This is a genomic window from Sphingobium aquiterrae (assembly GCF_037154135.1).
Classification (GTDB): domain Bacteria; phylum Pseudomonadota; class Alphaproteobacteria; order Sphingomonadales; family Sphingomonadaceae; genus Sphingobium; species Sphingobium aquiterrae.
On sequence record NZ_JBANFL010000004.1, the window covers coordinates 37,666 to 56,869 of the forward strand.

Annotated in this window: 18 protein-coding genes; 12 read left to right on the top strand and 6 right to left on the bottom strand. The window is 65.2% G+C overall.

Annotated elements, in window-relative coordinates; translation table 11 throughout:
• Nucleotides 1-19: 19 nt before the first annotated feature.
• From WFP78_RS05395 to rpmE, 6 genes are all read left to right on the top strand, one after another.
• Complete coding sequence (locus WFP78_RS05395) at nucleotides 20-1,180, top strand: 1-deoxy-D-xylulose-5-phosphate reductoisomerase (protein ID WP_336959499.1); 1,161 nt, start codon at nucleotides 20-22, stop codon at nucleotides 1,178-1,180.
• Nucleotides 1,177-2,310, top strand: a complete 1,134-nt coding sequence (gene rseP / locus WFP78_RS05400) for an RIP metalloprotease RseP (RefSeq protein WP_336959501.1) — start codon at nucleotides 1,177-1,179, stop codon at nucleotides 2,308-2,310. Before WFP78_RS05395 ends, rseP begins: the two co-directional genes overlap by 4 nt.
• Nucleotides 2,311-2,410: 100 nt before the next feature.
• A complete protein-coding gene (bamA, locus tag WFP78_RS05405) occupies nucleotides 2,411-5,104 on the top strand; it encodes an outer membrane protein assembly factor BamA (protein ID WP_336959503.1) in 2,694 nt (897 codons plus the stop codon).
• Nucleotides 5,104-5,778: an OmpH family outer membrane protein gene (locus tag WFP78_RS05410; protein ID WP_336959505.1), complete on the top strand. Its 675-nt coding sequence runs from the start codon at nucleotides 5,104-5,106 to the stop codon at nucleotides 5,776-5,778. Before bamA ends, WFP78_RS05410 begins: the two co-directional genes overlap by 1 nt.
• An 8-nt stretch (nucleotides 5,779-5,786) precedes the next feature.
• Entirely contained in the window at nucleotides 5,787-6,272 is a 486-nt protein-coding gene (gene fabZ / locus WFP78_RS05415; RefSeq protein WP_336959508.1) for a 3-hydroxyacyl-ACP dehydratase FabZ, read from the top strand.
• Nucleotides 6,273-6,421: 149 nt separating this feature from the next.
• Nucleotides 6,422-6,646 carry a 50S ribosomal protein L31 gene (gene rpmE, locus WFP78_RS05420; protein WP_336959510.1) on the top strand — a complete coding sequence of 75 codons (225 nt, stop codon included), beginning with the start codon at nucleotides 6,422-6,424 and terminating at the stop codon, nucleotides 6,644-6,646.
• 183 nt (nucleotides 6,647-6,829) lie between these two features.
• Here rpmE and WFP78_RS05425 read toward each other — a convergent pair whose 3' ends face one another.
• From WFP78_RS05425 to purB, 4 genes are all read right to left on the bottom strand, one after another.
• The gene (locus WFP78_RS05425) at nucleotides 6,830-7,225 is read right to left on the bottom strand and encodes an MAPEG family protein (protein WP_336959512.1); all 396 of its coding nucleotides are present in this window, start codon (nucleotides 7,223-7,225) and stop codon (nucleotides 6,830-6,832) included.
• Nucleotides 7,226-7,282: 57 nt separating this feature from the next.
• Nucleotides 7,283-7,957 carry an orotidine-5'-phosphate decarboxylase gene (pyrF, locus tag WFP78_RS05430; protein ID WP_336959514.1) on the bottom strand — a complete coding sequence of 225 codons (675 nt, stop codon included), beginning with the start codon at nucleotides 7,955-7,957 and terminating at the stop codon, nucleotides 7,283-7,285.
• A complete protein-coding gene (locus WFP78_RS05435) occupies nucleotides 7,954-8,319 on the bottom strand; it encodes a hypothetical protein (protein WP_336959516.1) in 366 nt (121 codons plus the stop codon). The genes pyrF and WFP78_RS05435 overlap by 4 nt, the downstream gene beginning before the upstream one ends.
• A 94-nt stretch (nucleotides 8,320-8,413) precedes the next feature.
• Entirely contained in the window at nucleotides 8,414-9,724 is a 1,311-nt protein-coding gene (purB, locus tag WFP78_RS05440) for an adenylosuccinate lyase (protein WP_336959518.1), read from the bottom strand.
• Between the two features lie 290 nt (nucleotides 9,725-10,014).
• Here purB and WFP78_RS05445 point away from each other — a divergent pair, with 290 nt between their 5' ends.
• Nucleotides 10,015-10,425: an EF-hand domain-containing protein gene (locus tag WFP78_RS05445; RefSeq protein ID WP_336959521.1), complete on the top strand. Its 411-nt coding sequence runs from the start codon at nucleotides 10,015-10,017 to the stop codon at nucleotides 10,423-10,425.
• An 86-nt stretch (nucleotides 10,426-10,511) separates the two neighbouring features.
• Here WFP78_RS05445 and WFP78_RS05450 read toward each other — a convergent pair whose 3' ends face one another.
• On the bottom strand, nucleotides 10,512-11,681 hold the full coding sequence (locus WFP78_RS05450) for a DUF1972 domain-containing protein (RefSeq protein ID WP_336959523.1): 1,170 nt from the start codon (nucleotides 11,679-11,681) through the stop codon (nucleotides 10,512-10,514).
• 350 nt (nucleotides 11,682-12,031) lie between these two features.
• On the opposite strand from WFP78_RS05450, the gene WFP78_RS05455 reads away from it, so the two are divergent.
• The gene (locus WFP78_RS05455) at nucleotides 12,032-12,310 is read left to right on the top strand and encodes a hypothetical protein (RefSeq protein WP_336959525.1); all 279 of its coding nucleotides are present in this window, start codon (nucleotides 12,032-12,034) and stop codon (nucleotides 12,308-12,310) included.
• Nucleotides 12,311-12,367: 57 nt separating this feature from the next.
• Here the strand turns inward: WFP78_RS05455 and WFP78_RS05460 are convergent, their stop codons facing one another.
• Nucleotides 12,368-13,672: an O-antigen ligase family protein gene (locus WFP78_RS05460; protein WP_336959527.1), complete on the bottom strand. Its 1,305-nt coding sequence runs from the start codon at nucleotides 13,670-13,672 to the stop codon at nucleotides 12,368-12,370.
• A gap of 450 nt (nucleotides 13,673-14,122) precedes the next feature.
• Between WFP78_RS05460 and WFP78_RS05465 the strand changes: the two genes are divergently transcribed.
• From WFP78_RS05465 to WFP78_RS05480, 4 genes are all read left to right on the top strand, one after another.
• Entirely contained in the window at nucleotides 14,123-15,991 is a 1,869-nt protein-coding gene (locus tag WFP78_RS05465) for a potassium transporter Kup (protein ID WP_336959938.1), read from the top strand.
• 185 nt (nucleotides 15,992-16,176) lie between these two features.
• Entirely contained in the window at nucleotides 16,177-16,926 is a 750-nt protein-coding gene (locus tag WFP78_RS05470) for an EF-hand domain-containing protein (RefSeq protein WP_336959529.1), read from the top strand.
• Between the two features lie 142 nt (nucleotides 16,927-17,068).
• The gene (locus WFP78_RS05475) at nucleotides 17,069-17,788 is read left to right on the top strand and encodes a response regulator (RefSeq protein ID WP_336959531.1); all 720 of its coding nucleotides are present in this window, start codon (nucleotides 17,069-17,071) and stop codon (nucleotides 17,786-17,788) included.
• Nucleotides 17,785-19,137 (top strand): sensor histidine kinase, encoded by a 1,353-nt coding sequence (locus WFP78_RS05480; protein WP_336959534.1) that lies wholly within the window; start codon nucleotides 17,785-17,787, stop codon nucleotides 19,135-19,137. Before WFP78_RS05475 ends, WFP78_RS05480 begins: the two co-directional genes overlap by 4 nt.
• The last annotated feature ends 67 nt before the right edge of the window (nucleotides 19,138-19,204 follow it).

Sequence of the window (19,204 nt, forward strand, 5' to 3'; positions counted from 1 at the left end):
CAATCACGGGGAAGAGCGCATGACCCGGCGGGTTTCCATCTTCGGCGCGACCGGATCGGTCGGCGGCTCGACGCTCGACCTCATCGGGCGCGATGCCAGTGCCCATGCGGTCGTCGCGCTCACCGCCCATGGCGATGTCGCGGCGCTGGCCGCCGCCGCGCGACAGCATCAGGCGGAACTGGCCGTCATCGCCCGCCCGGAGCTTTATGCCGACCTCAAGGCCGCGCTCGCCGGCAGCGGTGTGGAGGCCGCCGCCGGGCCGCAGGCGCTGGTCGATGCCGCGCGGCTGGACGTGGACTGGACGATGGCGTCCATCGTCGGGTGCGCCGGGCTGGAGCCGACGCTGGCCGCGCTGGAAGGCGGCCGCACCGTGGCGCTCGCCAACAAGGAATCGCTGGTGTCTGCCGGCGCGCTGATGATGGACGCGGCGCGCGCCTCCGGCGCGACCCTGCTGCCCGTGGACAGCGAGCATAATGCCATTTTCCAGTGCCTTGCCGGCGGCCGCCTGGCAGAGGTGAGCCGCATCACCCTGACCGCGAGCGGCGGGCCGTTCCGCACCTTCACGCGTGAGGAGATGCGCGCCATCACCCCGGCGCAGGCCGTGCGTCACCCCAACTGGTCGATGGGCGCCAAGATCAGCGTCGACAGCGCGACGATGATGAACAAGGGACTGGAACTGATCGAGGCGGCGCACCTCTTCCCGGTCGGCCTCGACCGCATCGCCATCCTCGTCCATCCCCAGTCCGTCGTGCATTCGATGGTCGAATTTCGCGATCATTCGACGCTGGCCCAGTTGGGCAGCCCGGACATGCGCATTCCCATCGCCCATGCGCTCGCCTGGCCGGAACGGATGGCGACGCCCTGCGCGCCGCTGGACCTCGCCACTATCGGCCGGCTGGATTTCGAGGCGCCCGATGCCGAACGCTTCCCCGCACTGCGCCTTGCGCGCGCGGCGGCGGCGGCGGGCGGCACGGCGCCCGCCATCCTGAATGCGGCCAATGAAGTGGCGGTCGCGGCTTTTCTGGGGGCGCGCATCGGCTTCCTTGAAATCGCCACGATTGTGGAGGAAACCCTGCATCGTCATGGCGCGCAGACGCCGGACGGGATCGAGGACATATTGGCGGTGGATCGCGCGGCCCGCGCCGTTGCCGGCCAGATACTGGAAAGAGTGCAGGTTTGATTGAAAATCCCGGGTTTCTTCTGACCGTCCTCTCCTTTGTCGCGGTCATCGGCCCGCTCGTCTTCGTTCATGAGATGGGCCATTATCTGGTCGGCCGCTGGTGCGGCGTCCATGCGGAAACCTTTTCCATCGGATTCGGCAGGGAATTGTTCGCCTGGGTCGACCGGGGCGGCACCCGCTGGCGCGTGGCGATGCTGCCGCTGGGCGGCTATGTCCGCTTCAAGGGCGACATGAACCCCGCCAGCCAGACCGACCCAGCCTGGCTCGCCATGCCGGCATCCGAACGCAACAGATGCTTTCCCGCCAAGGCGGTGTGGCAACGCGCGGCGATCGTTGCGGCCGGGCCACTGATCAATTTCCTGTTCGCCATCCTGCTGCTGGGCGGCCTTGCCTATGCCTATGGCGAGCGTGAAAGCCCGCCGGTGGTGGGGATCGTGATGCCCGGTTCCGCCGCGCAGGCCGCCGGCCTCAAGGTCGGCGACCGGATCGAGCAGATCATGGGCCGCGAGATCGACAGTTTCCGCGATATTTCCGGCATCGTCGCGCTGCGCCCCGGCGAGCCGCTGGACTATGTCGTCACGCGCGGCGGGCAGCGCATCGACATGACGGTGACGGCCGGCACCCGTATCGAGAAGGACCGGTTCGGCAATGTCTATCGCCTGGGCCAGCTCGGCGTCGGCTCCGGCCCGCTGACGACACGGCAGGTCGCGCTGTGGGAAGTGCCCGGCATCGGCCTGCGGCGCACGGGCCAGTTCTTCACCTCCGCGCTGGACGGGCTGGGGCAGATCGTCACCGGCCGCCGCTCGGTCAAGGAAATGGGCGGGCCGCTCAAGATCGCGGACATCTCCGGGCAGGCGATGATGGTCGGGCTGGAGGGCTTCCTCAGCTTCATGGCGATCATCTCGATTAACTTGGGGTTCATCAACCTGTTGCCAATCCCTGTGCTGGACGGCGGCCACCTGCTTTTCTACGCGATCGAGGGGATTCAGCGCCGCCCGGTCAGCGCACGGGTGCAGGAATGGGCCTATCGTTCCGGGCTTGCGGTGCTGCTGACGGTGATGGTGCTGGTGACATTCAATGATTTGTCGTCTTTCGGGCTCTGGAAGAAGCTCTCCGGCTTGATCGGCTGAGCCGGTTCGGGCAGGGACAGCGGGCATGCGTGCAGTGTCGCGGCGGCCGGAACGGCTTACGGGACATCGCGTGGAATATTTCGAAAAGGTAGGACATCGGGTGACAGCGACCAAGATCAGCACTTTGCACAGGCCGCTCTGCGCGGCGCTGCTGGCCGGCACCGTCCTTGCCGGGGTCGCGGCGCCCGGCGCCTCCGCCCAGAACCGCACGGCTCCAGCCCGCCTGGCCCAGTCCCGCCCGGCGGCACCGGCCGCGACAGCGCCCGCCACGCCACCCGTCGTCGTTCCGGCCGCGACCGTCATCAAGGCCCTGTCCGTCGAGGGCGCGCAGCGGCTGGAGCCGGACACCGTCCTCTCCTACACCAAGCTGCGCGTCGGCAGTGCCTATACGCGCGAGACGCTGGACCAGGCGCTGCGCGACCTGTTTGAGACCGAACTGTTCGCCGACGTGCAGATCAGCGGCGCGGAAACCGGCAACATCGTCATCCAGATCAAGGAAAATCCGGTCATCAACCGCATCGTCCTTGAAGGCAACAAGCGCCTGAAGGAAGACAAGATCCGGCCGGAGATCAAGCTCGCCCCGCGCCAGATCTACACCCGGTCGAAGGTGCGCGCAGACGTTGCCCGCATCATCGAGCTGTACCGCCGCCAGGGCCGCTTCGGCGCCACGGTGGAGCCCAAGATGGTGCAGCTGGACCAGAACCGCGTCGACATCGTCTTCGAGATCACCGAAGGGCCCAAGTCCAAGGTCCGCCAGATCAACATCATCGGCAACGACAAATTCTCCGATGGCAATCTGCGCAGCGAGATGGCGACCAAGCAGTCGCGCTGGTTCCGCCTGTTCTCCTCGGGCACCAGCTACGATCCCGATCGCCTGGCCTATGACCAGCAGAAGCTGCGGCAATTCTACCTGACCCAGGGCTATGCCGATTTCCGCGTGATCTCCGCCGTGGCGGAACTGACGCCCAACAAGCAGGACTTCATCATCACCTATGTGGTGGAGGAAGGGCAGCGCTACAAATTCTCCGACGTGAAGGTCGAAAGCGACATTCGCGACATCAGCGGCGACAATCTGACCAAGCTGCTGCCGATGAAGAAGGGCGACTGGTACAATGCCAAGCAGGTCGAGGACACCGTCGATCAGCTCAACGAGACGGCGGGCTTGTTCGGCTATGCCTTCACCGACATCCAGCCGGACTTCAACCGGAACAAGGATGATCTCACCATGGGGATCACCTTCCGCATCGCCAACGCGCCGCGCGTCTATGTCGAGCGCATCGACATCAACGGCAACACGCTGACGCAGGACAAGGTCGTCCGCCGCGAATTCCGCCTGAACGAGGGCGACGCCTTCAACAGCTTCGGCGTCAAGCGTTCGAAGGACCGCATCAACTCGCTCGGCTTCTTCCAGGAGAAGCTGGATATCGAGCAGAAGCCGGGCTCCGCGCCCGACCGGATCATCCTGGAAACCAATGTGCAGGAAAAGTCGACGGGCGAGTTGTCGCTCTCGGCCGGTTTCTCCAGCCTCGAGCGCTTCATCGTCTCGGCCTCCATCACGCAGCGCAACTTTCGCGGCAAGGGGCAGGAACTGCGCACCAGCGTCAACTATTCCAGCTATTCCAAGTCGGTCGAGGTGGGCTTCACGGAACCCTATCTGTTCGACAAGAACATCGCGCTGGGCGGCGACATCTTCCGCCGCGATCTCAACAGCTTCAACTATATCAACAATAATGATCGCAACACGACCTACCAGCAGACGACCACCGGCTTCCAGATCCGCGCCGGCGTGCCGCTGACCGAATATATGTCGCTGGCGCTGCGTTATGGCCTGAGTTTCGATGATGTGACGCTCGACCAGTCGACCTATTATTCCGACACCAATGGCGACGGCACGCTGGAGTGCGATCCCCTGAAGGCGGGCCGCTATCTGTGCGACGCCATCGGCAAGCGCACCACCTCGTCGGTCGGCTACTCGCTGATCTATGACGACCGCGACAATCGCATTCGTCCGACGCGTGGTCAGTCGCTGACCCTCAGCCAGGATTTCGCCGGGCTTGGCGGCAGCGTCAAATATGCCCGTACCCGGCTCAACGCGTCCAAGCATTGGCGCATCGGCGGCAGCGGCTTCATCTTCACCCTGTCGGGCGAGGGCGGCTATATCTATTCGCTGGAAGGCACGCGTTATGACGCGACCGGCAACATCATCGACAAGCTGCGCCTGACCGATCGCTTCTTCCTGGGCGAGCCGCAGATCCGTGGCTTCGACATTCGCGGCGTTGGCCCGCGCGTGCGCCGCCTGTACCTGCAGGCCGATGCGGACAATGCCGGCTCCTACATCCGCCCCACCGGGAACAGCAATGTGGTGGACGATGCGCTGGGCGGCCGGGTCTATTATCTCGCCCATGCGGAGGTCGAGATTCCGCTGGGTGCCGGCGCGCGCGAAATGGGCCTGCGGCCGTCGGTATTCGTGGATGCGGGCGCCGTCGGCGGCCTGCGCGATCCGATCACGACGCCCTTTGCCGGCTATTGCCTTGATACCGCGACCAGCACCACCACGGTCACGGCGACCGGCGATCCTTACAAGCCGACATGCCCGGTCGGCTACACGTCCACCGGCGGCGGCTTCGTGGAAGAATATGTCGGCGATACGCTCAAGCCGCGCGTGTCCGTCGGTTTCGGCGTCAACTGGAACTCGCCCTTCGGCCCGTTCCGCATCGACATCGCGAAAGCCCTGCTCAAGGAAACGGGCGACGATACCAAACTCATCACTTTCAACGTAGGGACCCAATTCTGATGAAGACGATTTTCAAGGCTGCCGCGCTCGCTCTGGCGCCCATGACCGCCATCGCCCTGGCTGCAGCGCCTGCCGCCGCGCAATCCAAGCTGGGCATTGCGGTCGTCAACCTCGACCGTGCGGTTGCCGAGACCACCGCCTACAGCACCGCGCGTTCGCAGATGAACACGACCTACAAGGGCACGATCGACAGCTTCAACGCCCGCAAGACGGCGCTGGACACCGAGCTGAAGACCAAGAGCGACGCGCTGCAGGCCGCGCTGAAGGCGGCCGGCGGCAAGCCGACCCCGGCGCTGGAAACCCAGTATCAGCAGCTTCAGCAGCGCAGCCAGCAGGCCCAGCAGGAACTGCAGCAGCTGGGCCAGCCGCTCGGCCTCGCCAACGCCTATGTCGAACAGCAGATCACCGCCAAGCTCAACGACGCGCTGAAGGCCGCGATGGGTAAGGCCAAGGTCGACCTGGTGGTTTCGCCGGAAGCCGCGATTTCCTATGCGCCCTCCGTCGACATCACCACGATGGTGACGGCTGAGCTGAACACGCTGGTCCCCAGCGTCGGCATCGTGCCGCCCGCCGGCTGGCAGCCGGGCGGTCAGCAGCAGGGTGGCGCTGCGCCCGCAGCCGCGGCTCCGGCTGCTGCTCCGGCCGCCGCTGGCCAGAAGCCCACCGGCCGCTGATCGACCAGATGAGCGACAGCGTAGAGACCGGCGCGGAAACGCAGGCCCTTGGTCCCCTGGATATCCGGGGGATCATGGCCGCGTTGCCGCATCGCTACCCGTTCCTGCTCGTTGACCGTGTGGTTTCCATGGTGCCCAGCACCTCGATCCACGCGGTCAAGGCGGTGAGCATGAACGAGCCGTTCTTCCAGGGGCATTTCCCCGGACGGCCGATCATGCCGGGCGTGCTGATCGTGGAAGCGATCGCGCAGTGCGCGGGCATCCTGGCGGTGGAATCGCTGGGCCTGTCCGGTTCGGGCAAGCTTGTCTATTTCATGGGCATCGACGGGGCGAAGTTCCGCGCGCCGATCGAGCCGGGCTGCCTGGTCGACCTGCATGTCGAATTCACGACGTTGCGCGGCGCGGTCTGCAAATTCTCCGGCAAGGCGATGGTCGACGGCAAGCTCGCCGCCGAAGCGCATTGCACCGCGATGATCGCCGACCCGCCGAAATAACCGCCAACCCTGTCCGTACCCTGCGGCGGCGCGCGCTTATTGGGCCGCCGCCCCTTGATTTAGGGGCGCCGAACCGCTAACGGCGGCGCTTCGCACGAATCCTTGAAGCATCCAGCGCCGGTCGGAACCGGCCACCCATGGAGCCAGACATGAAGACCGACACGCATCCCGACTACCACCTGATCACCGTCCAGATGACCGACGGCACCACCTTCCAGACCCGCTCGACCTGGGGCAAGGAAGGCGACACGCTGGCGCTCGACATCGACCCGAAGTCGCACCCGGCCTGGACCGGCGGCACCCGTCAGCTTGACCAGGGCGGTCAGGTGGCACGCTTCAACAAGCGTTTCGGCGGCCTTACGCTCAAGAAGTAAGAGATTTCGGGGCAGGCGCGCACAACCGCGCCACCCGATATGCAAGGGGCGCCTGCGGGCGCCCCTTTTCATTTGCCGGAGCGGTGAACGATTGGGCTGAATCGTTCACCGTTCTGACTGTCTTTTGTTTTCCACATTCTGCGCGCCGTCAGCTGTTCCAGCCGACTTCGGAATGCCCGCCGGTCAGCCCCGCAACAGCGGCCAGAGCGCCATGCCAAGGCCGACGATGCTGATCAGGAACACCAGCGTGCGTATCCTGGGAATGCCGAAGGCATAGAGCGGCAGATAGACGATGCGGGCACCCAGCCAGATGGCGCCGCCAATGGTCGTCCAGTCGCTCGTCCGCCCCGCCAGCACCACGCCCATCAGCGCGACGATCGCGATCGGGAAGCTTTCCTGGAAATTCGCCTGCGCGCGCGCCAACCGTCCGGCTACGGGATTGAGCGGCGGCAAAGCCTCGTCGCGCGCGCCGACATTCCAGTGGGCGCCATATTGTTTCGTCTTGAAATGCGCGGCGGCGAAGATGTGGACCAGCAGCAGGATCGCGCCAAGCGCCAGAATGATCAGTTCAACGTGCATCGTCGTTCCCCTCCCACCGGTGCCCGATCGCGGCGGCCCGCCGCTGTGCGATAATCCCTAAAGCGTTGCCTCTATTTCCCGCGCGGCGACATCCGGGTTGACGGCAAGGCTGATCGGGCGGCCCACCACCAGGATGGAGGCGCCGCGGTCCAGCGCCTCGCGCGGGGTCACGGCACGCTTCTGGTCGCCCAGCACGCCGCCGGAGGGGCGCACGCCGGGGACGACGAAGAAGCCGTCGGTCCAGGCGCGCTTCGCCATCGCCACTTCCTCGCCCGAGCAGACGATGCCGTCCAGGCCAGCGCTGCGGGCCAGGTCGGCCAGCCGCTCTACCTGCTCCTGGGCGGTGGCGCGCACGCCGATGTCGGTCAGGTCGTGATCGTCGAGGCTGGTGAGCACCGTCACCGCCACGACCTTGGTGTTGAGGCCGGCGGCGGCCTTCGCATCCTCCAGCATCGCCCGCCCGCCCGAGGCATGGACGGTCAGGATCGCCGGTTCCAGCATGTGCAGCGCCTGCACCGCCTTGGCGACGGTGTTGGGGATGTCGTGCAGCTTGAGGTCGAGGAAGATCGGCAGGCCGACCTTCATCATCTCATGCACGCCATGATGGCCGTTGGCGCAGAAGAATTCGAGGCCCAGCTTCAGCCCGCCGACATGATGGCGCACGCGGTTGGCCAGCGCCTTCGCCGCTTCAAGGTCGGGCGTGTCGACGGCGACATAGATCGGGCTGCTCATAACAAGGACTCTTGGGTGGGGCTGGTTGCGGGAAGGGGGGCGGGCGCCGATGTCGCGGCGGGAGCCATGGCTGTGGTGCCGGTGGCTTCCCCCTCGGCCGGCGGGGCGGTTGCGGCGGTTGCGCTCGCCAGCGCGCGTTCCGTGCTGTCCAGCCGCTTCTGCAGGCGCCAGCGCGTGGCGCGGCCAAGCGCCCAGAAGGGGACGGCGCCCAGCAGGAAGGCGATCAGGATCGGAAACCAGATCTTGGTCGACCAGACGAAATCGCCCCACAGCTTGATGTCCAGCGGGCGGTGGTTGGCCTTGCAAAAAAGCGCAACGGCGACCGCGAGGATGACCCAGAAGGCGGTCTTCAGGAACTGCATCTTGTCCTATCGCTCCCCATGCCCGTTGCAGAGATGCATCAGTCTAGGGGATAACGCCCGCGCTGGCCAGCCTTCGCGCCAGCCTCTCCGGGGATCAGCCGAAGACGCGGGCAAAGATCGTGTCGACATGCTTGAGATGATAGCCAAGGTCGAACTTTTCCTCGATCGCCTCGGGCGAGAGGAAGGCGGTGACTTCGGGATCGGCCTTCAGCAGTTCCAGCAGCGACAGCGCGCCGTCGGACTCCCACACCTTCATGGCGTTGCGCTGCACGAGCACATAGCTCTGCTCGCGGCTGGCGCCCGCCTGGGTCAGGGCCAGCAGCACGCGCTGCGAGTGGACGAGGCCGCCCATCTTGTCGAGATTCTTCATCATCCGCTCTGGGTAGACCAGCAGCTTGTCGATCACGCCCGTCAGCCGCCCCAGCGCGAAGTCGAGGGTGATGGTCGCGTCCGGGCCGATATAACGCTCGACCGAGCTGTGGGAGATGTCCCGCTCATGCCACAGCGCCACATTCTCCATCGCCGGCATCGCATAGCTGCGGATCATGCGGGCAAGGCCGGTCAGGTTCTCGGTCAGCACCGGGTTGCGCTTGTGCGGCATGGCCGACGAGCCCTTTTGGCCGGGCGAGAAATATTCCTCGGCTTCCAGCACTTCGGTGCGCTGCAGGTGGCGGACCTCGATCGACAGGCGCTCGATGGACGAAGCGATGACGCCCAGCGTCGCGAAATACATGGCGTGGCGGTCGCGCGGGATGACCTGGGTGGACACCGGCTCGACCGAGAGGCCCAGCCTGTCGGCGACATGCTGTTCCACGCGCGGGTCGATATTGGCAAAGGTGCCGACGGCGCCGGAAATCGCGCAGGTCGCAATGTCCGCGCGGGCCGCCAGCAGGCGCGCCTTGCAGCGCGAGAATTCGGCATAGGCTTCCGCCATCTTCAGGCCGAAGGTGACGGGCTCGGCATGGATGCCGTGGCTGCGGCCGATGGTCGGGGTCAGCTTATGCTCGAAGGCGCGGCGCTTGATGACCTCTAGCAGCTTGTCGAGATCGGCGAGCAGGATGTCGCTCGCCTTGGTCAGCTGCACCGAAAGGCAGGTGTCGAGCACGTCGGAGCTGGTCATGCCCTGATGCATGAAGCGGGCTTCCTCGCCGACATTCTCCGCGACCCAGGTGAGGAAGGCGATCACGTCATGCTTCGTCACCGCCTCGATCGCGTCGATGGCCGGCACGTCGATCGTCGGGTTGGTCGCCCACCAGTCCCACAGCGCCTTGGCCGCCGACTTGGGCACCACGCCCAGTTCGGCCAGCGCGTCGGTCGCATGCGCCTCGATCTCGAACCAGATGCGGAAGCGGGCCTCCGGCTCCCAGATGGCTGTCATTTCGGGGCGAGCGTAGCGCGGGACCATGGCGAATCCTGTCGGCGATAGGGTTGAAGGATGCGCGCCGCCTAGCAGTGTGCGCCATGGAGGGCAAATCCCCGGACGCCGATGCCTGGAGCCCGCGCGAAGGAAAAGAAATTTCTCGGTTCATCGCGAATAGGGCGGCGGGTGACGACGAAGCGACGGGCGGCGGGGACAGACCGCACAGGCGAAAATCCGTTCATGGAACAGCAAAGGCGCCGGGGAGATTGGTTGGGCAAAGCCGCGGTGGGAAAAGCCCGCCGCACCCGAATGATTGCAGGATGGAGGATATCGTGATGATCCGCACGCTTCTTTGCACCAGCCTTTGCGCCAGTCTTTGCGTTGGCGCCCCGATGGCGATTGCCGCGCCTGCCATGGTGCAGGATGCGGCGCCCGCGCCGCAGACGGCCGATCCAGCGCCCGCGCCCGCCCAGGATCAGGGAGCTGCCCCGCCCACCGATGTCGCCGCCATCGTGGACAGCGAATTTCCCGCCTATGACACCGACAAGTCCGGTCAGCTGGAAAAGGCGGAATTCGGCAAGTGGATGGTCGCGCTGAAGGACCAGGAGATGAAGTCGACCGGGCAGAGCCTGCCGCCCGAGCAGGTCACGGCCTGGGCCGATGGCGCCTTTGCCACGGCGGACGCCGACAAGAGCACCGCAGTCACGAAGGAGGAACTGGTGAAGTTCCTGACCGGCGGTGCCTGACAGCGGGCCTCGTCGACGCAGGATGACGAGGACGTGATGGAGGGGCGGTGCCGAAATGTCGGGCCGCCCCTTTCGCCGGCTTTGCCTTATTCGCCTTCCAGCAGCGTCTGGTAGCTGGTCAGGATGTCCGGCCAGGTCAGCCCGTCCGCCCACCGCGCCCGCGCCGCCGCGCCCAGCGTCCTGCGCAGGTCCGCATCCTCCACAATCCGTCCGATATGTGCGGCACAGCTTTTCTGGTCGGCAAAATACAGCCCGGCTTCTCCGGCGACCCAGCGGTTGAACGGATTGTCATGGGCAATCACGGCATTGCCGGCGCCCAGCGCTTCCACCAGCGAGGGATTGGTGCCGCCGACCTGATGGCCATGCAGATAGGCGAGGCTGTAGAAGCGCAATGCCGATACGGTGGGGCTGTCATAGATCGGGCCGGTGAACACCACCTCGGACCCGGCCGCGGCCAGCACCTCCGCCTGATAGGGCACGGTCTCGCTATAGCGGCCGAGCACCGCGAGCTTGCAGCCGCGCGGCTTTTCCGAAAAGGCCGACACGATCTCCAGCACCGAATTTTCCGGCTCCGGCCGCGCGATCACCGTGAAGAAATCCGTATCGGCCAGGCCGATCGGTTCCAGCGCCCCGCGATCCGCCTGCGTGATGTCGGGCGCGCCATAAGGGATGACGGTGATTCGGTCGCGGCGCGTCCGCGTGGCAAGATGATCCGCAATGGCGGGATGATCGGCGATCAGCTTCGTGCCGGACATCGCGGCCAGCCGTTCGTTCAGCCACAGGAAGGCCTTGGGGCCGAAGGCATATTTGGCGCGCTTCCACTCCAGGCCGTCCATGTTGATATAGTTGGTGCGGCCTTTCAGCCTGACCCAGGTGGAAAGGAAGCCGGTATTATAGCCCAGCGTCAGGATGACGCCGGGCTGGGTCAGCGCATCTTTCGTGGATTTATAGTCGAATTCGATGGTGCCGGCGGCATTGTCCAGTTTCACGGGGATGTGGATGCGGTGGATGCCTTCCCATGTGCTTTCCTCGCGCTTTCCGGTCTCGCTGCCCTGGCAATAGACCGTGACTTGCCAGCCGGCATCGCGCATCCACAGCGCCAGCCGTTCGGCAAATGTTTCAAAGCCACCATGCGCGGCGGGAATGCCGCGAATACCCAAAATGATCAGCTTGCGCTGGTTCGGCACGGAGATCACTTCGCTTTGGCTCCAACTGTCCTTTGATCGCTCCGCTACGCGATACATAAACCCCCACATGGTCTTGCTGTTTCAGGATCGTCAGCGGCAATCGACAGGCGTTCCGTGAAATGACGTTCCGCATGGCAGGCCGGCACTGTCCGTTTCACGAATGGCTGGTCTTGCCCCGGGGTCATCACGATTCGCCAATGTTTGTCAAACAGGTAAGCGAATCGCTGCGTTGCAGCAAGCCACAGTCATGGAATCGGACGCTGTCATGATGTGGGAAATCGCCTTTGTCCCGGTCTGCGTGGATGATGTCGGGTGGCCTGCTGAATGGACACATATCAGGATGTTGAGTGGCATAGCGAGATATTAAGTCAGGCAGATCAGCCGGGAAGAACATCTTTTCGACGACGCAGGGGGATGTGGTGAAAAGTTGGCTGGTCGATGTCAGGGGCGAGGTTTGGGGGCATATTGCCGACGTGCTGAAGCATGTCGCCGACCGGGCCGCGGACGAAGCCATCCATGTGGAACTCTGCGTGAGCAGGGGCGCCGTGGCCGAACTGAAGAAACTGGCCGCCTATCTGAATATCGAGGATAATGTGGAAATCACGGTCGATCCGCAACGGACGGACCGGCCCCTTGTGAACGCAGAGCATATGTTCGGCATGTCGCTGGCCCGGATGCTGCGGCGCGATCGCCCCTGATCGCCCGGGACGCTGTCTCGATCCCGCTCCGCCCAGGCGCATACCGCTACAGGCTGCTTAGAACTTCAGCGACCCGCCCCGCGATGGCGAAGCAGCCTTCGACATCTGGATATTCGGCATCCTGAAGCGTGAGCGCCCCTGCGTGTAGACGATCGCGGCGATGGCGAACATCAGGAACAGCTGCGACATGGAATCCCGGTCGAACAGGCTTGTTTCCGTGACATTGTGGGTGATGGCGAAGGCCATGACCGCCGCGAGCAGGCCGCCCCTGTCGCCATCCCCGTCGCGGGTCAGCAGGCTGACCATCGGATAGATGATCGCTGCGCACACGGCCAGCAACAGCCCGATCGCGCCGGTCTGCGTCAGAAGGTCCATGAAGCCGTTATGGCCGACTTCGATCTTCGTCACCCATCCCGTGGCATAATGGTTGATCGGACTGTTGGGGCCGATATTCCAGAAAGATCCATATCCCGATCCCAGCCAGGGATGCTCCTCCCAGAAGGAATAGAGCGCCTGCCAGATCTGCGGCCGGCCGGTAAAGGCCTTGGGGTCGGTGAAATTGCCGGTCAGCGGATTCTTGTAGATGAAGCCGAGCAAGGCGCCGCCGATGGACAGGAGGATCAGCAGGATCATCACCGCCGGCCGGCTTTTCTTCGGCCAGAATTCATAGGCAAGGCCGACCGCCACCGCGATCATGGCGACGCCGAAAGAGGTTTTCGATCCCGTCTGCGACAGGAAATAGACGGCGGCGGCAATGACCGGAACGGAGATATAGTAAGACAGGCTCTTCCGGTCGAACAGGAACAGCATGATGGTATAGGCGCAGGCCGGGCCGGTGAAATTCTTGTGCATCATGATGCCGCGCCACATGCCGTCGAGCGACCTGTCGTAGATGGCGAGCTGTTCGGGGCCATGGGTGCCGAAGGACGGGTCCAGCAGCACGGCGGCATAGTTGGCGACCAGCAGCACCGCCATGACAATCCGCAGGGTCGTCACCGAAATGGCGAAATCGAGCCTGCGGACCAGCGCGAAGATGGTCCAGATGATCATCGTCGTCAGCGCGATGCGCCGCGCCGCCACGCCGGGATCGATCGCCCAGCTGATGCTGAGCCAGAACCAGCCGAGCGCGATGATGATCGGGATCGGCACGGCCTGCAGCCGATTGGGATAGCGGATCGGGTCGAGGCTCCAGAGCGCCGCGAGGAAGACGATGCTGTAGCCGATCTGGCGGCCGGCCGTGCCGTCGCCCGTCCCCAGCGCGCCGGTATAGGTCATCAGCGGGCCAAGGGCGGAGAGGATGAACACCGCCGCGAAGCAGATGATGGCGACGATGGAGCGGGCATCCATCCTGGTTGCTTCCACGGGCGCGCCGACATCGAAAAGCGGGCGCCTTGCTTCTCTTGAAGAGCGATTGTCGGAAGCTGACATGGACGATGCACTCACAATCCCGGATTTCTTCCAGCGGAATAGGAGTGAAGTTCTCGGGATGTCAAATGCCCGCTGGAAACGGTCTGCCGCCGGCAAAAACGACAGCCGGTGCCGCGCCCGATCTTTGCGAACGACAACAGGGGCTTCGGCGCGGATGCAGGTGCCGTTTCGCCATGTCGGCCGGCCCTGTCCCACAGGCTGCCGGCCGCGTTTCTCCCGTCATGCGGGCGGATGACGGGCGCCGGAGCGTTCGCGGCTTTGCCACGGCCGGCCTGCAAATGCTTGTGGCAAAGATATGCGGACGGTGCCATGGCGATTCGCGAACAGAGGGATGATCCACAGGTGTCGCAAACCGCCGTTGCCGATCCTGACGCCGCCGCCACGATGCATGGGCATACCCATGGCAAGCTTTCCGTCCTCGCCCTCGGCGCGCTGGGGGTGGTATTCGGCGATATCGGCACGTCGCCGCTCTATGCGCTGAAGGAAAGCTTCATCGGGCATCACCCGCTGGCGGTCGATCCGGCGCATATCTTCGGCGTGCTGTCGCTCATCTTCTGGACGATGACGCTGATCGTCACGGTCAAATATGTCTTCATCATCCTGCGCGCGGACAATGAGGGCGAGGGCGGCAGCATGGCGCTGCTGGCGCTGATCAGCCGCAGCCTGGGCAAGTCCCGCTGGACGCCGCTCATCTCCATGCTGGGCGTCATCGCGACCGCGCTCTTCTATGGCGATGCGATCATCACCCCGGCGATTTCCGTGCTGTCGGCGGTCGAGGGGCTGACCGTCGTCAACACCGGTTTCGCGCCGTTCATCATGCCGATCGCCATCGGCATCCTCGTCGGCCTGTTCGTCATCCAGAGCCATGGCACGGCGCGGGTGGGGGCGCTGTTCGGGCCGGTGATGGTGCTGTATTTCCTGGTCATCGCCGTGCTCGGGATCATCAGCATCGTCGCCAATCCGCAGATCCTGGCCATCGTCAATCCGCTGTGGGCGGCGCGCTTCTTCATGATCGATCCCAGGCTCGCCTTCCTGGCGCTGGGATCGGTGGTGCTGGCGGTGACGGGGGCCGAGGCGCTCTACGCCGACATGGGCCATTTCGGACGACGGGCGATCAGCATCTCCTGGCTCTATGTCGCATTCCCCTGCCTGATGCTGAACTATATGGGGCAGGGCGCGATGTTGCTGGGGCATCCCGCGGCGGTCGAAAACCCGTTCTTCCTGCTGGCGCCGGAATGGGCACGGCTGCCGCTGGTGATCCTGGCCACGATCGCGACCGTCATCGCCAGCCAGGCGGTGATCTCCGGCGCCTTCTCGGTCACGCAGCAGGCCGTCCAGCTGGGGTTCCTCCCCCGCATCAAGTTCACGCACACCAGCGCGACCGCCGCCGGGCAGATCTATTCCCCGGCGGTCAACTGGTCGCTGCTCGTGCTCGTCATCCTGCTGACATTGGGCTTTGGCAGTTCCAGCAATCTGGCCGCGGCCTATGGTATCGCCGTCACGGGCACCATGTTCATCACCGCCTGCATGCTGGGTGTGCTGACCTTTGCGGTCTGGCGCTGGCATCCGTTTGTCGCCGGCACCGTGACGGGCGCGTTCCTCGTCATCGACGGTTTCTATTTCGCGTCCAACGCCACCAAGATCCCCGATGGCGGCTGGTTCCCGCTGCTGGTCGCGGCGGTTGCGTTCACCCTGCTCACCACCTGGGCGACGGGGCGCCGCATCATGCGCCAGCATATGGAAAATGATGCGATGGACCTCGACCTCTTCATCACGTCGACGACCAGGAGCCTGCCGCGGGTCGAAGGCGTGGCGATCTTCCTGTCCTCCACGGCCGAAGGCGTGCCGCCCGCGCTGCTCCACAACGTCAAGCATAACAAGGTGCTGCACGAGCGCGTCATCATCCTGACCGTCGTGGCGGAGCGCGTGCCGGTGGTGCGGCGCGACGCGCGAATCCGGGTGGTGGACTGCGGCGCCGGTTTCTACCGCATGTTCCTGCACCATGGCTTCATGGAGGAAGTCGACATTCCTGCCGCGATGAAGGCGTGCAACCAGTGCGGCGGCCCGCTGCAGGTGATGGGCACCAGCTATTTCCTCAGCCGCCAGACGCTGATCCCCTCGCGCCGGCCCGGCATGGCGATCTGGCGGGAAAAGCTGTTCGCCTGGATGGTGCGCAACGCGCAGAGCCCGATGGAATTCTTCAAGCTGCCGACCAACCGCGTGGTCGAGTTGGGGTCGCAGCTGGAAATCTAGGGCATCGTACGCAAAAGACGATGCGCCGGCAAAGAATGAGCGCGCGCTCCCCAAGCCTTTGCCGCGCCGATACACTTTGCGACAGATCATGCCTTGCCCTGACATACCGATGGTACAAAGTCGGGACATATGGGTTTCATGAACAGCAGGGCTGTTTCACGGAACACAGGCAAGGATTTGACGAAATGAAAGCTTTCATGATCACCACGGCGATCGGTGCGCTGTTCGTGGGCGGCCTTGCCGTCACGCACGTCGCCTTCGCGCAGGGCGCGGACGGACGGCCGATGCGCGGCGGGCCGATGCAGATGGCGGACACCAACAAGGCCGATACCAATAAAGATGGCGTGCTGACCCGCGAGGAAGTGACCGCCGCCCTTTCGCAGCGCTTCGCCGCGATGGACCCCAATGGCGACGGCAAGATCACGCCCGAAGAACGGCAGGCGATGCGCCAGAAGCGTTTCGACGCGATGTTCGCGAAGATCGATACCGATGGCAACGGACAGATCAGCAAGGCCGAGATGCAGGCCGCGCATGATCGCAAGGCCGATGGCGACAAGGATGGCCCCGGCGGCGGGCGCGGCCCGCATCGTATGGGCATGGGCATGGGCATGGGTGGCCCCGGAATGGGCGGCGGCCATGATGGTCCGCCTCCCGGGCCCCCGGGCATGGGTGCGCCCGACGGTGCCGGTCCGCCGCATGGGCGGATGATGGGCGACGGCCCGATGGGCAAGGGTGTCATGGGCAAGCGCGGCGACGCCAATGGCGACGGCACGCTGACCCGTGAGGAATTCATGGCGCCCGCCCTCGCCATGTTCGACCGGATGGATACGAACAAGGACGGCAAGATCACGAAGGAAGAACGCGATGCCGCGCGCACGGCCATGAAGGCGCGCATGCGCGATCGCGGCGCCACGCCGCCGCCCGCCGGGAACTGACCTTCCACCGACAACCCGCGCGACCAGCCCCCTCTGATCGGTCGAAAGACCGTGTCGCGCGGGCGGAAGGGGCGAAGGCAGGGTCTCCCCCTCGACCTGCCTTCGCCCTTTCCCTTCCACCCGGGAGGTGACAAGAAAGGCCATGTTCGAAAAACCCCATCTTCTTCTCGTCGATGACGAGCGCTCCATCCGCGAGCCGCTGGCGCAATATCTTGTCCGCAACGGCTTTCGCGTGACGGCTGTCGAAAATGCGGCGGAAGCACGCACGCGCCTGGCCGCCAACGCCATCGACATGGTCGTGCTCGACATCATGATGCCGGGCGAGGATGGGTTGAGCCTGTGCCGCCACATCCGCGAGACCAGCGAGATCCCCGTCATCCTGCTGACCGCCAGGTCGGAGGAGACCGACCGTATCGTCGGGCTGGAGATGGGCGCCGACGATTATGTGCTCAAGCCCTTTTCCCCGCGCGAGCTGGTCGCCCGGATCAAGGTGATCTTCCGCCGCGTCGCTTCCGGCGGCCAGCGGGTGTCGGCGCCGGAAGGGGCGAGCTATGCCTTTGCCGGCTGGGTGCTCAAAAGCCAGGAACGGATGCTGGTGGACAGCGAGGGCGTGTCCGTGCCGCTGTCCACCGCCGAATATAATCTGATGCTGGCCTTTGCCACGCGCCCCAATCAGGTGCTGAGCCGCGACCAGCTGCTCGACATCACCCAGGGCCGGGAAGCCAATGCCTTCGACCGGGCGATCGACAACCAGATCAGCCGCCTGCGCAAGAAGATCGAGCCCGATCCCAAGGCGCCGACCCTCATCAAGACGGTGTGGGGCGGCGGCTATACCCTCGCTTCGGACGTGCGCAAGCTGTGAAGGCGCTGCTCGCCCGCCTGACGCCCCGCAGCCTTGTGGGGCAGATCATCCTGCTGGTCGCGCTCGCGCTCTTCGTTGCGCAGGGGATCAACTACGCGCTGCTCGTGCGCGAGCGGGGGCGGCAGGCGCTGGTGGCCATCACCGCGCCGAGCGTCGGGCGTATCGTCGATGCGCTGGACCATCGGCCTCCCGGCGAGCCCAACCATGTGGTCGAGCGGGGGCGGGTGCGGCTGACCGATCATGCCCCGGCGATGGTCGGCACGCGCCGCCACGATGTCGAAAAGCGCGCGGCCGACATGCTGTCCGAATTCGGGGTCGCCACGCGCTCCGTGATCGTGCTGGAGGATCGGGCCCGGCCGCCGCGCAGCCGTTGGGCGCAACTGCAGTTGCAGAAGGACGGGCGCGGATCGCATCCGGTCAAGCGCATGACCCTGGCGGTGGAATATGCGCCGGGCCGCTGGGCGGTCACGCAGACCTGGAACCCGGCTATGCAGCCGCGCTTTGCCGGCTGGCTGGTCGGGCAGACGCTGATCCTCTATGTCATCGTGCTGTTGCCGCTGCTCTGGGTCGGCCGCCGCCTGGCGCGCCCATTGCGTGACCTGACGGCGTCCGCGCGGCAATTTGCCGTCAGCGGCAGCGCCGGCCGGGTGGAGGAAGGCGGGCCGGGCGACGTGCGCGACCTCACCACCGCATTCAACGCCATGTATGCGCGCCTGTTCGCCATGCTGGACGAGAAGGACCGGATGCTGGGCGCGATCGGCCATGACCTGCGCACGCCGCTTGCGTCGCTGCGGGTGCGGACGGAATCGGTGGAGGATGAGGGTGAGCGTGCCCGCATGTCCGAAACCATTGAGGAAATGAGCCGGATGCTGGACGACATCCTCCAGCTCGCCCGCGCCGGGCGCAGCAGCGAGCCGGTGTCGCGGGTCGATCTTTCCGCGCTTGCCGATGCCGTGGTCGAGGATTTCATCGAACTCGGTTCGCCGGTGGATCTGGCGGAGGGCGGGCGTGTCATCGGATCGGTGCGGCCGCAGCTCATCCGCCGGGCGCTGCGCAACCTGATCGAGAATGCCGTCGTCTACGGCACCCGCGCGCATGTCGCCGTGGTCGAGGAGGAACATGCGATCCGCCTTGTCGTCACCGACGAAGGCCCCGGCATCGCCGAGGATCGGATGGAGGAGATGACCCAGGCCTTCACCCGGATAGAGGGCTCGCGCAATCGCGAGACCGGCGGCGCCGGGCTTGGCCTGGCGCTGGTGCGGGCGATCATGGCCGAGCACAAGGGGACGCTGCGTCTGGCCAATCGGCCGCAAGGCGGCCTGGAAGCGAGCCTGGTGCTGCCGAAATAGCGCCGCGCCGCCGGTCGATCGCGACTTTCGAAAATATCCGCGCGCTTGAAGCGATCCCCCCAAAACC